Source organism: Streptomyces sp. NPDC048361, assembly GCF_040651795.1.
Lineage (GTDB): Bacteria > Actinomycetota > Actinomycetes > Streptomycetales > Streptomycetaceae > Streptomyces.
The window spans coordinates 82,672-97,437 of record NZ_JBEZKW010000012.1 but is presented as its reverse complement, the minus strand read 5'-3'; the positions used below and the strand labels follow the sequence as shown (position 1 = coordinate 97,437).

The window sequence follows — 14,766 nt, the reverse complement described above, 5'->3', positions numbered from 1 at the left end:
GTCTTCCATTGTCGCCCCGGGCCGCGGCGCCGTCGCGGCGAGCCGCACACGGCCGAAGGGGCGTGGTGATCGGCATCGCCTGCCCGGGCCTGGGCGCGGCGCATATTGCGTTGCGGCCCGGCACAGGCCGAGACCTCCGGCCCCGGGCGCCGGCTCGCCCGGCACGAGCGCGGCGTCGATGCTCCATGCTCAGCGCCGACCCGCCGACCCGCCGACCCGCCGACCCGCCGACCCGCCGGCTCGCCGTCAACGGGGCTGCTGCCCCCCGAACGTCTCCAAGATCCGCTCCGCTGCCAGCGTCGCCGTCAACTCGCCCTCCCTCACCCGCTGTTCGAGCGCCGGGGCCAGAGCGCGGACGCCGGGGTGGGAGCGCAGGCGGCCGAGGAGTTCATCGCGGACCATCGTCCACGTCCAGTCGACCTGCTGGTCGCGGCGCTTGGCGGCGAGCCGGCCCGTTGAGTCGAGCAGGCTCCGGTGCTGTTCGAGGCGCTCCCACACGGCGTCGAGGCCCATGGACTCGCGCGCGCTGCAGCTCAGTACCGGCGGCGCCCAGAACGCGTCCGGGCCGTGCATCAGGCGCAGCGCCCCCGCCAACTCCCGCGCGGCGGACCGGGCGTCCCGCTCGTGCGGGCCGTCCGCCTTGTTGACGGCGATCACATCGGCCAGTTCGAGGACGCCCTTCTTGATGCCCTGGAGCTGGTCACCGGTGCGGGCAAGCGTCAGGAGCAGAAACGAGTCGACCATGTTCGCGACCGCGGTCTCCGACTGGCCGACGCCGACCGTCTCCACCAGGACCACGTCGTAGCCCGCGGCCTCCATCACCACGATCGATTCGCGCGTCGCCTTGGCGACCCCGCCGAGCGTGCCCGAGGTGGGGGAGGGGCGTACGAACGCCGCCGGATCGACCGCGAGACGCTCCATCCGGGTCTTGTCACCCAGGATCGAGCCGCCCGTACGGCTGGAGGACGGGTCCACGGCGAGCACCGCCACCCGGTGCCCGGCCGAGGTCAACAGCGTGCCGAACGCGTCGATGAACGTCGACTTGCCGACACCCGGCACACCGCTCACGCCGATCCGCCGCGCCCTGCCGCTGTGCGGCAGCAGCGCGGTCAGCAACTCCTGCGCCGCCGCACGGTGGCGGGGATGGGTGGACTCGACGAGCGTGATGGCGCGCGCGACGATCGCCCGCTTCCCGTCGAGCACACCCCTCACATAGGCGTCGACATCGATCACAGGTCGTGCCCGAGGTCGGCCGCAAGGCGCCGCACCAAATCGTGGGCCGCGTCCGGGATCACCGTCCCGGGCGGGAACACGGCCGCCGCGCCCATGGCGAGCAGCGTCGGCACGTCCTGGGGCGGGATCACCCCGCCCACGACCACCATGATGTCCTCGCGCCCCTCCGCGGCGAGCTGTTCGCGCAGCGCCGGTACGAGGGTGAGGTGGCCGGCCGCCAGGGAGGAGACCCCGACGATGTGGACGTCCGCCTCGACGGCCTGGCGGGCGACCTCCGCGGGCGTCTGGAACAGCGGGCCGACGTCCACGTCGAAGCCGAGGTCGGCGAAGGCCGTGGCGATCACCTTCTGGCCGCGGTCGTGGCCGTCCTGACCCATCTTGGCGACCAGGATGCGCGGCCGGCGCCCCTCGGCCTCCTCGAAGTCGGACACCAGGGTGCGGGTGCGCGCCACGGAGGGGGACTCACCTGCTTCGTTGCGGTACACACCGGAGATCGTACGGATCTGGCTCGCGTGCCGTCCGTACACCTTCTCCAGGGCGTCGGAGATCTCGCCGACCGTGGCCATGGCGCGCGCCGCGTTCACGGCCAGCTCCAGGAGGTTGCCCTCCCCGCCGGCCGCCCGGGTCAGCGCGTCCAGGGCGTCCTGACAGGCGCGTTCGTCGCGCTCGGCCCGGAGCCGGCGCAGCTTCTCGATCTGCTGGGCACGCACGGAGGAGTTGTCGACCGCGCGTACGTCGATCTGCTCGTCGCTCTCGACACGGTACTTGTTGACACCGATGACGGGCTGGCGTCCGGAGTCGATGCGGGCCTGGGTGCGGGCCGCCGCCTCCTCGATACGGAGCTTGGGGATGCCGGCGTCGATGGCCTTGGCCATGCCGCCCGCGGCCTCGACCTCCTCGATGTGCTGCCAGGCCCGGCGCGCGAGATCGTGGGTGAGCTTCTCGACGTAGGCGCTGCCGCCCCACGGGTCGATGACCCGGGTCGTGCCCGACTCCTGCTGGAGCAGCAGCTGGGTGTTGCGGGCGATGCGCGCCGAGAAGTCGGTGGGCAGCGCGAGTGCCTCGTCGAGCGCGTTGGTGTGCAGCGACTGGGTGTGCCCCTGCGTCGCCGCCATCGCCTCCACACACGTACGCGTCACGTTGTTGAACACGTCCTGAGCCGTCAGCGACCAGCCCGACGTCTGCGAATGGGTGCGCAGGGAGAGCGACTTGGTGTTCTGCGGGTCGAACTGCTTGACCAGTTTCGCCCACAGCAACCGGGCCGCCCGCAACTTGGCGACCTCCATGAAGAAGTTCATGCCGATCGCCCAGAAGAAGGAGAGCCTGGGCGCGAACGCGTCCACGTCAAGGCCCGCCTCGCGCCCCGCCCGGATGTACTCCACGCCGTCGGCGAGCGTGTACGCCAGCTCCAAGTCGGCCGTGGCACCGGCCTCTTGGATGTGGTAGCCGGAGATGGAGATCGAGTTGTAGCGGGGCATCCGCTGCGAGGTGTAGGCGAAGATGTCGGAGATGATCCGCATCGACGGCTTCGGCGGATAGATATAGGTGTTGCGGACCATGAACTCCTTGAGGATGTCGTTCTGAATGGTCCCGGCGAGCTTTTCGGGCGGCACCCCCTGCTCCTCCGCCGCCACGATGTACAGCGCGAGCACCGGAAGCACGGCGCCGTTCATGGTCATCGACACGGTCATCTTGTCCAGCGGGATGCCGTCGAAGAGCTGCCGCATGTCGTAGATGGAGTCGATGGCCACACCTGCCATGCCGACGTCACCGGTCACCCGGGGGTGATCACTGTCGTAGCCGCGGTGGGTCGGCAGGTCGAAGGCGACCGACAGGCCCTTCTGGCCGGCCGCGAGGTTGCGCCGGTAGAACGCGTTGGACTCCTCGGCCGTCGAGAAACCCGCGTACTGGCGGATCGTCCAGGGCTGGTTGACGTACATCGTCGGGTACGGGCCGCGCAGGTACGGGGCGACACCGGGGTAGGTGTCGAGGAAGTCCAGGCCCTCCAGGTCAAGGCCGGTGTAGAGCGGCTTGACCGTAATGCCCTCAGGGGTCTCCCACAGCGGTACGTCGCCGCCGGCCGCTGACCGGGCGGCGTCGCTCCATGTCTCGGCGTCGCCGTCCGCGGCCGGGGTTCCCAGCTCGATCCCGGAGAAGTCGGGGATTCCCATCAGGACACTCCCATGCGGTCGAGGGTGGCGGTGAGTACGGCGACGGCGTCGCAGCCCGCGAAGACGTAGGAGTCGACACCGGCGTACTGCCCGGGCCGGCCGGCGAGGAAGACATGCCGGGCACCGGCCTCGGCGAGCGATCGGGCGGTGTCCTCGGCCCGCTCCTCGTACAGCGCGTCACTGGAGCACAGACAGGCCTCCGTCGCACCGCTCTCCTCGAACGTGCCCTCGGTGACGGCCTCGATGCCGCCCGCCTGGAACAGGTTGGCCGCGAAGCCGGCGCGCCCGGTGTGGGCGGCTGCGGGACCGAGCGTGGCCAGGAAGATCCGAGGCCGGGCCCCGGTCGCCGCGAGGTGGGCGTCCGAGCGGGCGCGCAGTGCCTCGTACGCTTCATCGCGCCTTACGCGGGGCAGTCCGCCGGACGGCCGCGCGGGCACGGGCGCGCGCTCCACCGGGCGTTCGGCCAGGTGCGGGAACTCGCTGACCCCGGTGATGGGTTCACGTCGCTTGGCGAGGCGTGTGCTCCGCTCGCGCCAGGTCTCGGCCAGATCCTCGCCGAGCCGGCCCGACCGCAGGGCCGCCGCCTGGCCGCCCAGCCCTTCGACCCGGCGGAAGAACTCCCAGCCCGCGTGGGCGAGTTCATCGGTCAGCCGCTCCACGTACCAGGAACCACCCGCGGGGTCGATCACCCGGGACAGATGCGACTCCTCGATCAGGATCGTCGAGGTGTTGCGCGCGATGCGGCGGGCGAAGGCGTCCGGAAGGCCGAGCGCATGGTCGAAGGGGAGCACGGTGACGGCGTCGGCGCCGCCCACACCCGCCGCGAGGGTGGCGAGCGTGGTGCGGAGCATGTTCACCCACGGGTCGCGGCGCGACATCATCACCGGCGACGTCACGGCGTGCTGCACCTGGGCCCCGGCTCCCGGCGCCCCGCACACCTCGGCGACCCGCGCCCACAGCCGGCGCGCCGCCCTCAGCTTGGCGATCGTCAGGAACTGATCCGCGCTCGCCGCGTACCTGAACTCCAGCTGCGCACAGGCCTGTTCAATGCTCAGGCCGGCGTCGGTGAGCTCGCGCAGATAGGCGACGCCCGTCGAGAGCGACGCGCCCAGCTCCTGCGCGGCCGAACCGCCGGCCTCGTGGTAGGGCAGCGCGTCCACGGTCAGCGCGCGAAGCCCCGGGTACTGCTCGGCGCACCGCAGGGCGAGCGCCGCGGCGGGCGCGAAGGCCAACTCCTCGCCCGTGCGTGCCTGGTGACCCAGTGGGTCGGCGCCGAGACTGCCGCGCGCCGCGTCCTTGGCGACGCCGCGCTCCTCGTACAGCCGGAACAACTCCTCGGCGGCGGCCTCGACATCGCGCCCCCCGTCGAGGACGACGGGCGCGAGGTCGAGATGGACACCGTCGAGGACGCGCTCCAGCGAGGCCACGGGGAAACCGCCCTCGCCGAGCACCAGCCACAGCGAGGTGACGCCGTTCTCCAGGTCCGCGAGCACCGTGGCGCCGTCACCGACCGTGTGCTGCTGGCGTACGTCCCAGCCGCCCGCGGTGTTGCCCTCGGCGCGGCCTCCTCGCACGAAGGGCGCGAAACCGGGGAAGCCCGGATCCACGGCGTCGGGCGCGGTGGTGTGCGCGGTGTACAGGGGCCGGGTGCGCAACCCGTCCTCCAGCGCGGTGGACAGGGCGTCCTCCGCTGCCTCGCCGGAAGCTTCCTTGCCCGACTTGCGCAGAACACCAGCCACGAGGCTGTGCCACTGCTCAAGGGTCGCGTCAGGGAACTCGGCGGCCAGAGAGAGCCCGTCGTCAGGCAGGACCGTCATGCTCGGATGCTAGGGCAGTTCGACAAGTGAGCAGCAGAGCAATCGGCTGTGACCTTGACCTCTTTGCCGCCGTGACCTCGGCATCTGCGCGACACGCGACGGTTGGGCGCCGGCTGCCGGGCCGCGGGCAGGGGGCGCCGCGCCGGGGGCGCCACCCGTCAGGGCCGAGGGCCGTCACGCCAGGGGGAAGCCGTCACGCGCGGAGGAAGGCGAGCACCGCCAGCACCCGGCGGTGGGTCTCGGTCGCCGGTGGCAGGTCCAACTTGGTGAGGATGCTGCCGATGTGCTTGCCCACGGCCGCCTCGGACACCACCAGCGCGCGAGCGATCGCGCTGTTCGATCTGCCTTCGGCGATCAGGGCGAGGACCTCCCGCTCCCGGGGGGTGAGCCGCTCCAGCGGATCGCGGCGCCGGCGCAGCAAGTGCCGCACCACCTCCGGGTCGACGACCGTGCCGCCGGCGGCGACCTCGCTCAGCGCGTCCATGAAGTGCTCGATGTGACCGACGCGGTCCTTGAGCAGATAGCCCACGCCGGTGCCGTCCCCGGAGTCCAGGAGCTCCGCGGCGTACGCCCGCTGCACATACTGGCTGAGGACCAGGACCGGCAGGGTCGGGCGCCGCCCGCGCAGCCGGACCGCGGCGCGCAGCCCCTCGTCCTGGAAGCCGGGAGGCATACGCACATCCGTCACCACGATGTCGGGCGCGTGCTCCTCGACGGCGGCGACCAGCGCGTCGGCGTCCCCGACGGCGGCGACCACCTCGTGCCCGCAGCGGTCGAGCAGGCCGATGAGTCCTTCGCGCAGCAGCACGCCGTCCTCGGCCAGCACTACCCGCAGAGATTGGTCGGTTCGCAAGGGAGCTCCACATCCACCAGAGTCGGTCCGCCCGGCGGACTGGACAGCGTGAGTCTTCCATCCAGCACCGAGATCCGGTCGGCGAGTCCGGCGAGGCCGCTGCCGGCCGCCGGGTCGGCGCCGCCCACGCCGTTGTCCCGGACCCGCAGGAACAACCGCCCCGCACGGTGCTCGCCGCTCACCTCCGCGATGCTGGCGTTGCTGTGCCGGGCGATGTTGACGAGCGCCTCGCACACCACGAAGTACGCGGCGGACTCGACGGCCCGGGGCAGCCGGCCGGGCAAGGCGACATCGACGTCCACGGGGACCGGCGAACGGTCGGCGGCGTCATCGATCGCCGCGGGGAGGCCGTAGTCGGTGAGGACCTGGGGGTGGATCCCGCGAATGAGCTCGCGCAACTCCGTCAGCACCGCGCCGGCCTCCTCGTGCGCGGCTGCGAGCCGGTCGGCGAACGGACCCGGCGGCGCGTCCATCCTGGCCAGACCGAGCGCCATCATCAGGGCCACCAGCCGCTGCTGCGCCCCGTCGTGCAGATCGCGTTCGATGCGCCGCCGTTCCGCTTCGAAGGCGTCCACCAGGCGCAGCCGGGAGCGGGTGACTTCGGCGAGTGCCACGGTCAACTCATGCTCCGGCGAAGCGATCAGACGCCGCGTCAGGTAGGCACGTCCTCCGGCGATGGCCCCCAGGGCGTACGCGCCCACACCCGTCAGGACCAGTCCGAGTACGGCGACGGCCACGGCGGCGGGCCAGGAGGTGACGGTCACGAGCTTGAGCACCTTGGTCTCCCGTCCGTCGCCCACCGTGGCCAGCAGCAGTGGGGTCGCAGTTATGGAGAGCGGAAGGAGCAGAGCGCCGGTGAGCGCGAGGGCGTCGAGGGGCCACAGCGCGGTCGCGAACAGCAGCGCGTATCCGAGTTCGCGCCACGTCGCCTTTTCCTTGAGCCGGGTCGTCAGCCAGGCCCCGAGACCGACGGAGACGGGGGGCCGGTGCGGGTCGGGCGCAGGAGCCACGTCGACCAGGCGCAGCCTGCGCCGCTCCACCGCGGCCACCGGTATGCCGATGAGGGCCGTGGCGACAAGCAGCGGCAGCCCCACCAGCACGAGGGCCAGGGCCCCGCCGAGCGCCGTCAAAGCGGCGACGCAGAGAAGAGCGGCGGCACCGGCCGGGGCGCCGGTGGCGAGATAGGCGGCCGAGCGCCACGGCCACGGCGACAGGAGGAAGCCGGGCCTCGCGAGGGCCTGCCACACATTCCGAGGGTGCATGGCGATCACCGTAGGAGCCCCGTCCGTCCGATGCCATCGGCCCAGGCCGAGGAGCGGGGGTATGTCTGGCCCTACCCCAGGTCTCGGCTCTGCCGTAATGCACCGCCACGGCCCCGCACGGTTACGTGGACCCATCGACGACGGGTGCTCCCAGGACGGGCCCCGGACCTGTGGGGGACCGATGAACGAGCCCGGAACGCAACACCGCACCGACCGCCGCGGCCGGCGACGGCGCATCGCCGCGCACCTGACTCGCCGGGAGACCGTCCCGTGCTGAAACTGGCCCTGCGCACCCTCCGCACGCGGTGGGTCCTGTTCGTCGGCAGCTTCGTCGCGCTCGCTCTCGGCGTCGCCCTGATCGCGGTCATGGGTCTGACCCTCGCCTCGTCGCTGGACGCCCCCGGCCGGGCGCCGCAGAGGTTCGGCGCGGCGGCGGTCGTGGTCAAAGGCGCGGACACGCTGTCCGTGCCCACGCGCAACGGCGTGAAGACACAGAAACTCGCCCAGCCACGTGTCGTGCCCGCCGCCACCGTCGCGCGACTCAAGCGGCTCGGCGCCGTGGTCGAGGACCGGTCGTTCCCGGTACGCGCCCGGGGCGGCCCCGGCGACCTGGTGGGGCACCCCTGGTCCGTCGCCGCGTTCGCGCCGTACACGATCGACGCCGGGCGTGCGCCCCGTGCGGGCGACGAGGTCGTCGCCGGCGGGTCCTGGGCGAGACCGGGCCAGAGCCTGCGCACGGACCACGGCACGGTGCGGGTGGTGGGCACGGTCGGGGACCGCGGATTCGAGCACGCGCTCTTCTACACCGACGCCCGTGCCGCTCAACTGGAACCCACCAGCGAGCAGTTGGTGATGGCCGACGCGAACCCTTCGGCTGTGCGGGACGTGGTGCGCGGCAGCGGCGCCCAGGTGCTGACCGGGCAGGACCGCCACCAGGCCGACGCCGACCCGGACCGCGACGGCAGGGCGCTGACCGCGATGAACGCCCTGTTCGGCACGGCGGGGGCCGTCGCCTCCTTCGTCTCGGTGTTCGTGGTGGCCTCGACCTTCGCCTTCGCAGTCGCCCAGCGGGGACGGGAGTTCGGGCTGCTGCGCATGGCCGGGGCCACGCCGGGACAGATTCGCCGGATGGTGCTCGCCGAGGCCTCGACGGTGGGCGTGCTCGCTTCGGCGTCCGGCTGCGTGCTCGGTGCGTACGGCGCCCCCCGGCTGGCCGCCTGGGCGGTCGACGGTGCACTCGCGCCGGCCTGGTTCACCATCGGCGACTCCATGTGGCCGTACCACATGGCTTTTTGGACGGGTGTGGTCGTCGCGCTGTGTGGCGCCGCGGCCGCGTCCTGGCGGGCCGGCCGCACCGCCCCGACCGAAGCGCTCCGCGAGGCGTCCGTGGACGCGCGGCCCATGACATGGGGCCGGGGACTGTGTGGCGTCGCCCTGGCACTGGTCGCCGCCGTGACCCTGGGCATGGCCCTTGCCACCGACCCGGGTGGACTGCTGCACCGCAAGTCCTATGTGAGCCGGCCGATGCTGCTCATCACCGCGGTCGCGCTCCTCGCTCCGGTCGTCGTGCGCCCGCTGGTGCGGGTGATCGCCTGGCTTCCGACCCGACTGTCGGGCATCGGCGGCACGTTGATACGGGCGAGTGCTCTTGCCGGCGTGCGGCGCACCGCGGCGATCGCGGCCCCCGTCCTCGTCATGGTGGCCCTCGCGGGATCGCTCCTGGGCGCCACCGCCACGCTGGACAGGGCGAAGATCGCCGAGAGGCGGGAGCAGACCGCCGCCGATGTCGTCGTCATCGCCCCGAAGGGCGCGGGCTTCGACGCGGTGACGCTGCGGAAGCTGCGCGCGCTGACCGGCGCCGAGGTGTCCCCGACCTCCACCACGGCCGTCTGCGTTCTGGAGGACGAGGTGGCCCTCGTCAAGTCCGACGCCCGCGCCGCCGAACCAGGAGCGCTCACCGCCACGACGCACCTTCCGATCACCGCGGGCAACGCGAGCGACCTCGATGACGGCTCGATCATCGTCACCGAGGAGTGGCAGCGGCACACCGTGGGGCAGCGCGTGCGGGTGTGGCTCGGCGACGGCACGGAGAAATGGCTGCGAATCGCCGCGGTGATGGCCACCGGCACCGGCAACAACGGTGCGTACGTCACCCCTCACAACGCACCCGGCGCACGGGTGGACCGGCTCGACATCACGGCCGCGCCCGGCACGGAAACCGGGTCCTTGCTCACTACGCTGCATGCGGCACTGGACGCCACGGGCGCCCGAGTCCTCACCAAGGCCCAGTGGACGCAGGGGAGCGATCCCGCCGCGAACCGGACGACGCGACTGGGTCTCTTCCTGGTCCTGGGCATCGCCCTGCTGTACACCGGCATCTCCGTGGCGAACACCATGGTCATGGCCGCACCCGGCCGGGTCCGTGACATGGCCGTCCTGCGCCTGGCCGGGGCGACGCGGTGGCAGGTGCTTCGGCTGGTGGGGGGCGAGGCGCTGCTGGTGGTGGCCGTGGGCGCGATCTTGGGGCTGCTGGTGACCGTGCTCAACCTGGCGGGCCTGTGGGGAGCCCTGGACCGCTTGTCGGTGAGGGATGCCGTCGCGATCCCCTGGGCGTCCCTCGTCGCGGCGCCGGCCGCCTGTGCGGGCCTCGCCGTGGTGGCCTCCGTCATCCCCGCCGCGCTCGCTCTGCGGCGCGCGACGGGCGAATTCGTGGGCGTCGCCGTATGAGCCGTCGGGCGCCGCGCTGCCTGACGTGATGCCTAACCTGTGGCGCCGGGCCGTGACCGCGGTGCGGGGAGGGGGAGTTGTGAGCAATGCTGTGGTGAGGGCGCTCGATGCGCTCATACCGGGGGGTGCGACGGGCGGCGAGCTGGAGCGCTGAGGGCGGGCTCTGCGATGGGTCGAGGCGGGGGCACGACGTACCACCGTGGTGCTCGATGCGGCGTGCGGCACTCCGGCCATGACCTGGGCGCCGATCCTGCCCGCGCTGGCCCGGCACACGCGGGTCGTGGCGTACGACCGGGCGGGGCTCGGCATGAGCGACCCGGCCGGGGCGCCGACCGCCGTGAGCGAGCAGGACGACCTGGTCGCGTTGCTGACCCACCTGGGGCCAGGGCCCCGTGTGCTGGTCGGCAACAGCTGGGGCGGTCTGCTCGCACAGCGGGTGGCGTGGAGCGCGCCGGAGCTGGTGGCCGGGCTCGTCCTGGTCGACCCGGGCCACGAGGCGTTCCAGCCCCCCGTCCTGCGCTGGGCGGACGCGGCCCTCGCCGGCCTCGCTGCCGCGCCGTTCATGCGGAAGGCCGCCGAGCGGTCCCTGCGCGAGAGCGCGTCCCGGGCGGCGCACCGGGCGACCGAGGATCCGTCCGTCCGGGACCTGCTCGTCGCGACGGAACTGGCCTGCCGGGCGAGCCCCCAGCAGGCGCGCACGGCGGCCGCCGAGAACCGGATGACGCGCGAGGAGATGCCGGCCTTGCGGCGGCTGCGCGCGTCCTCGTGCCTGCCGGATGTCCCGGTCACGGTCCTGAGCGCGACCGAAGGGCTGCCGAAGGGGATGCGGGCCCGGTGGACCGGGCTCCAGGCGGCCGTCGCCGCGACGGCCACGCAAGGCCGTCACCTGGAGGTGCATGACGCCGGTCACTACATTCACCAGAGCCGGCCGGACGTGGTCGCGAAGGCCGTGCTCGACGTCGTCGAGCGGGTGCGGCCCGGGTGACATCGGGCTCGTTCCGGGCTCGCTCCGGGCGCCGGCGCGGGGGGTCATTTCGGACTTCGGGGGAGCAAGGGCGAGCGCGACGCGGCCGCGGGTGGGGTACTGCGTTGCCAGGCCGGGCCGAACGACCATACTGGTCGGGCCCCGATCGCCCACAGAACGAATCCATGGCCAAAAACAGCAGCCCCCCGCCCACCGTCCCCGACACCGCGTGGCTGGGGCGCGGGCGCCACCTCGGGCCCGAGCCCGAGCTCGACGTCCGGCGCAACCTGATCGCCCTCCAGGCGGCCGGGGTGCTCGACGACTTCCTGGACCTCGACCCCGTCGAGGCGGCCCGCTCCACCGTCCTGCACCCGCTGGACGAGTCCGCCGACCCCGGCCCCACCGCCCGCCGTGTCTTCGAGGCGCGCTGGCGCGTCGCCGACGACATCGTGGTGCGCGCGCAGCTCACCACGTACGACCCCGAGTCGCGCCGCAAGGACGGGGAGGGTGTCACCTGGGTGCTGGCCGCCGAGGCGGAGCGCGCCTGGGATGTGCACTGGCTCTCGCCCGCGACCGTGTTCTGGCCCGACAGCGACCGCGTCGCCTGGGACCACGACACGGTTGCCGGCCTGCGCCTGCGCGCCACGAACTACTTGCCGAAGGACGACGACGAGCTGCGTCACCTGCTGCGGGACTGCACCCGGCAGAGCTGGTTCATCCACGTCGTGGTGCACGAGGCGATGACTCCGGACGCGAAGGGGCAGCAGCCCATCTCGACGTTCCTTCCGCCGAGCCTGCGCCACCGGGTGGTCGAGCACCGGGGCACGCCGGAGCAGGCCCAGATCGCCGACTTCGCGATGAAGCGCGAGCTGAACGTGCGGATGCCGCGCGGTGGAGCCGTCGTCCTGCCCACCGCGCCGCCGAGCCCCGGCTACGACGGGGACGCCTTCACGCTGCGCACCGTCTTCCTCGACGGGTCCCAGCCCACCGAACTCCTCGACAGAATCAAGGAGTTCGCCGCGCTGCCCCGTCCGCTGACGGCCGACGCCGAACGGGCCCTGACCCGGCTCCGCCAGGGCTGGCACCTGCTCACACCGGACGAGGAACTGGTGCACGCGCAGGGCATGGTCATGAGGTACGCCGAGGCGCTCGACGCCATGACGAACTCGCGCGACCTCTACCGCGAGGCCGCCGAGGCGGCCCAGGCCGCGCTGGCCGAGACGAGCGGCGGGGACGGTGTACTGCGAGCCCCCGTGCCGCGACCGGCGAAGGCGGACGGATCACCCCTGACCGCCCTCACCAAGGCCTTCGGACGCTTCCGCGACCCCGGCAAATAGGCGCGCCGCGGAAACCGGGCCGGCCGGCGTGACGGCTCGGCCGGTGCGTCGACGTGCTGACCGGGGCCGCAGATGGCTGAGGTCTTCGCCCGGGCGGCGGGCCGCCCCGTGCGGTCGCCGCCACGCCGATCGAGCGGATCCGCGCCCAGAGCGAAGAGAAGAGATGGCCGCGATGTTCGACTGGTTCGACACCGTGGGCTTCCGGGCCGACCTGCGGGCCCTGCGTGCCCGGCGCCCGCGCAATGGCGACGCTCGCCGCCTGGGTCGGCGAGCAGCGGTCCGTGCCGCGGAGCCGGGTGCGGCTTCCTGAGCCAGCAGGGTCCCGCCAACTGCCGTGGGGGCGAAGGACGTTGACCGTTGCCCGCACCCCGCGGGCTTGTCAGTGGCTTCCGGTGAGTTCACCGCTGAGGGTCTCGTGGATGTGGGCGCTGGGCTGGTTCAGGCCGATGATCTCCACCGTCTTGCCGCGTTGGGCGTACTTCGCCTCGATGGCGTCGAGCGCGGCCACGGACGACGCGTCCCAGATGTGGGTGCCGGAGAGGTCGATGACGATCCGGTCGGGATCGGTGGCGTACGCGAACCGGGTCACGAGGTCGTTGGACGACGCGAAGAACAGCTCGCCCGTGACGCGATAAACGACCTGGGTGCCGTCGGGGTCGACGACCGCGGTGACGTCCGCGACGTGGGCGACGCGCTTGGCGAAGATCACCATCGCCGTGATCGTGCCGACGACGACACCGATCGCCAGGTTGTGGGTGGCGACGACGACGGCGACGGTGAGCACCATGACGGCGATCTCCCCGGCCGGCATCCGCCGCAGCGTCTTGGGCGCGATGGAGTGCCAGTCGAACGTCGCGAACGACACCATCACCATCACCGCGACGAGCGCGGCCATCGGAATGTCGGAGACGACCGGCCCGAACACGATGCACAGCACCATCAGGAATGTGCCCGCCAGGAACGTGGACACCCGGGTCCGTGCCCCGGACACCCGCACGTTGATCATGGTCTGGCCGATCATCGCGCAGCCGCCCATACCGCCGAAGAACCCCGTGACGATGTTGGCGATCCCCTGCCCGATGGATTCGCGGGTCTTGCTGGAGTGGGTGTCCGTGATCTCGTCCACCAGCTTCGCCGTCATCAGCGACTCCATCAGGCCGACCAGCGCCATGGCGAGTGCGTACGGGGCGACGGTGGTGAGGGTATCGAACGTGAACGGCACGTCGGGCAGGCCGGGCGTGGGCAGCGAGGAGGGAAGGGCGCCCTTGTCCCCTACGGTCGGCACCGCGATGGCGGCGGCGACCGTGATGACCGTGAGGATCACGATGGAGACCAGGGGGGCCGGGATCGTCCGGGTGATCCTCGGGAAGAGCACCATGAGGGCGAGACCCCCGATGATCAGCGGGTAGACCGCCCAGGGCACGTCGTGCATCTCGGGCACCTGCGCCATGAAGATGAGGATGGCGAGCGCGTTGACGAAGCCGACCATCACCGAGCGCGGCACGAACCGCATGAGCCGAGCCACCCCGAGCGCGCCCAGCACGATCTGGAAGACACCGGCGAGGATCACCGCGGCCACCAGATAGCCGAAGCCGTGCTCACGGTTGAGCGGAGCCGTGACCAGGGCCACGGCTCCGGTCGCGGCAGAGATCATGGCGCGCCGGCCGCCGACGATGGAGATGGTGACGGCCATCGTGAACGAGGCGAACAGACCGATCGCCGGGTCGACCCCGACGATGATCGAGAATGAGATCGCCTCGGGAATCAGCGCCAGCCCCACCACGAGACCGGCCAGTATCTCGGTGCGCCACACCCGGGGATCGTTGATCCAGTCGGGCTTGAGGCCGCGCAGCCGGGCGGCCGGGGACAGTGCGGACGTCGTCAAGACGGGTACCTGTCGTACTCGGGCACGCCGGGCGTCCGCCGGAGCGTGCGGGATAACGCGGGGCGGCCGGGCGGCCGTTCGCGGTGCCCGCGGGTCGGCGGGCGAGAAGCATTCGGAGGTCCCGAAGCGCGCGGTGCGCGGGACGCACGCAGGCTCGGGGCACTCGCCGCTCGGGGCGCTCAGTGTCGCTCAGGGCGACGACTCAGGGGCCGGGATTCACGGCGGGCAGGCGGCGGCGCGGGACACCATGGTCATACGCACGCTGTCTCCTGCGGGCTCGGTCGTCCGGGTTCGTCGTCGCCGGGGGCGGCATCGACCCCGACAGACGTGACGACCGACCAGGGGAGCGGTCGGCCGGTTCGGCGGGCCCCAGCACGGCGAACGGCAGGCCCCGCCCCGCCAACTCTACCCGACCTCCCTTGAGCGGGGCCGGGGTCCCGAGCGGCCCGGGGAAGGGGGCGGGTGACTGAGGCGCCCGGGGCGCCCGGGGCGCCCCGGCGGGACGAGGTGGCCGGAG

Annotated in this window: 9 protein-coding genes; 3 read left to right on the top strand and 6 right to left on the bottom strand. The window is 72.5% G+C overall.

All coding sequences use genetic code 11. The annotated features are described in order from the left end of the window. Window positions 1-246: 246 nt before the first annotated feature. The 5 genes from meaB to AB0D31_RS09550 all read right to left on the bottom strand — a co-directional run bounded on the left by meaB (window position 247) and on the right by AB0D31_RS09550 (window position 7,336). Window positions 247-1,233, bottom strand: coding sequence for a methylmalonyl Co-A mutase-associated GTPase MeaB (gene meaB, locus AB0D31_RS09570; protein ID WP_362719385.1), 987 nt, complete (start codon window positions 1,231-1,233; stop codon window positions 247-249). Beyond that, window positions 1,230-3,404: a methylmalonyl-CoA mutase gene (gene scpA, locus AB0D31_RS09565; RefSeq protein WP_362719382.1), complete on the bottom strand. Its 2,175-nt coding sequence runs from the start codon at window positions 3,402-3,404 to the stop codon at window positions 1,230-1,232. The genes meaB and scpA overlap by 4 nt, the downstream gene beginning before the upstream one ends. Then, window positions 3,404-5,221 (bottom strand): methylmalonyl-CoA mutase family protein, encoded by a 1,818-nt coding sequence (locus tag AB0D31_RS09560; protein WP_362719380.1) that lies wholly within the window; start codon window positions 5,219-5,221, stop codon window positions 3,404-3,406. The genes scpA and AB0D31_RS09560 overlap by 1 nt, the downstream gene beginning before the upstream one ends. A 193-nt stretch (window positions 5,222-5,414) precedes the next feature. Continuing rightward, the gene (locus AB0D31_RS09555) at window positions 5,415-6,047 is read right to left on the bottom strand and encodes a response regulator transcription factor (RefSeq protein ID WP_362719509.1); all 633 of its coding nucleotides are present in this window, start codon (window positions 6,045-6,047) and stop codon (window positions 5,415-5,417) included. Continuing rightward, entirely contained in the window at window positions 6,047-7,336 is a 1,290-nt protein-coding gene (locus AB0D31_RS09550) for a sensor domain-containing protein (RefSeq protein WP_362719377.1), read from the bottom strand. The genes AB0D31_RS09555 and AB0D31_RS09550 overlap by 1 nt, the downstream gene beginning before the upstream one ends. Before the next feature lie 270 nt (window positions 7,337-7,606). Here AB0D31_RS09550 and AB0D31_RS09545 point away from each other — a divergent pair, with 270 nt between their 5' ends. The 3 genes from AB0D31_RS09545 to AB0D31_RS09535 all read left to right on the top strand — a co-directional run bounded on the left by AB0D31_RS09545 (window position 7,607) and on the right by AB0D31_RS09535 (window position 12,364). Beyond that, window positions 7,607-10,063, top strand: coding sequence for an ABC transporter permease (locus AB0D31_RS09545; protein ID WP_362719374.1), 2,457 nt, complete (start codon window positions 7,607-7,609; stop codon window positions 10,061-10,063). 232 nt (window positions 10,064-10,295) lie between these two features. Further along, window positions 10,296-11,048, top strand: a complete 753-nt coding sequence (locus AB0D31_RS09540; protein ID WP_362719371.1) for an alpha/beta hydrolase — start codon at window positions 10,296-10,298, stop codon at window positions 11,046-11,048. Window positions 11,049-11,212: 164 nt separating this feature from the next. Then, window positions 11,213-12,364 carry a hypothetical protein gene (locus AB0D31_RS09535; RefSeq protein WP_362719368.1) on the top strand — a complete coding sequence of 384 codons (1,152 nt, stop codon included), beginning with the start codon at window positions 11,213-11,215 and terminating at the stop codon, window positions 12,362-12,364. Between the two features lie 379 nt (window positions 12,365-12,743). Here AB0D31_RS09535 and AB0D31_RS09530 read toward each other — a convergent pair whose 3' ends face one another. Next, the gene (locus tag AB0D31_RS09530) at window positions 12,744-14,249 is read right to left on the bottom strand and encodes a SulP family inorganic anion transporter (protein WP_362719366.1); all 1,506 of its coding nucleotides are present in this window, start codon (window positions 14,247-14,249) and stop codon (window positions 12,744-12,746) included. Window positions 14,250-14,766 lie beyond the last annotated feature (517 nt).

Bases quoted from the DNA above. Each gene is read 5' to 3' on its own strand.
- scpA (WP_362719382.1), bottom strand. From the start codon at position 3,404: ATGGGAATCCCCGACTTCTCCGGGATCGAGCTGGGAACCCCGGCCGCG.
- AB0D31_RS09560 (WP_362719380.1), bottom strand. From the start codon at position 5,221: ATGACGGTCCTGCCTGACGACGGGCTCTCTCTGGCCGCCGAGTTCCCT.
- AB0D31_RS09550 (WP_362719377.1), bottom strand. From the start codon at position 7,336: ATGCACCCTCGGAATGTGTGGCAGGCCCTCGCGAGGCCCGGCTTCCTC.
- AB0D31_RS09540 (WP_362719371.1), top strand. From the start codon at position 10,296: ATGACCTGGGCGCCGATCCTGCCCGCGCTGGCCCGGCACACGCGGGTC.
- AB0D31_RS09535 (WP_362719368.1), top strand. From the start codon at position 11,213: ATGGCCAAAAACAGCAGCCCCCCGCCCACCGTCCCCGACACCGCGTGG.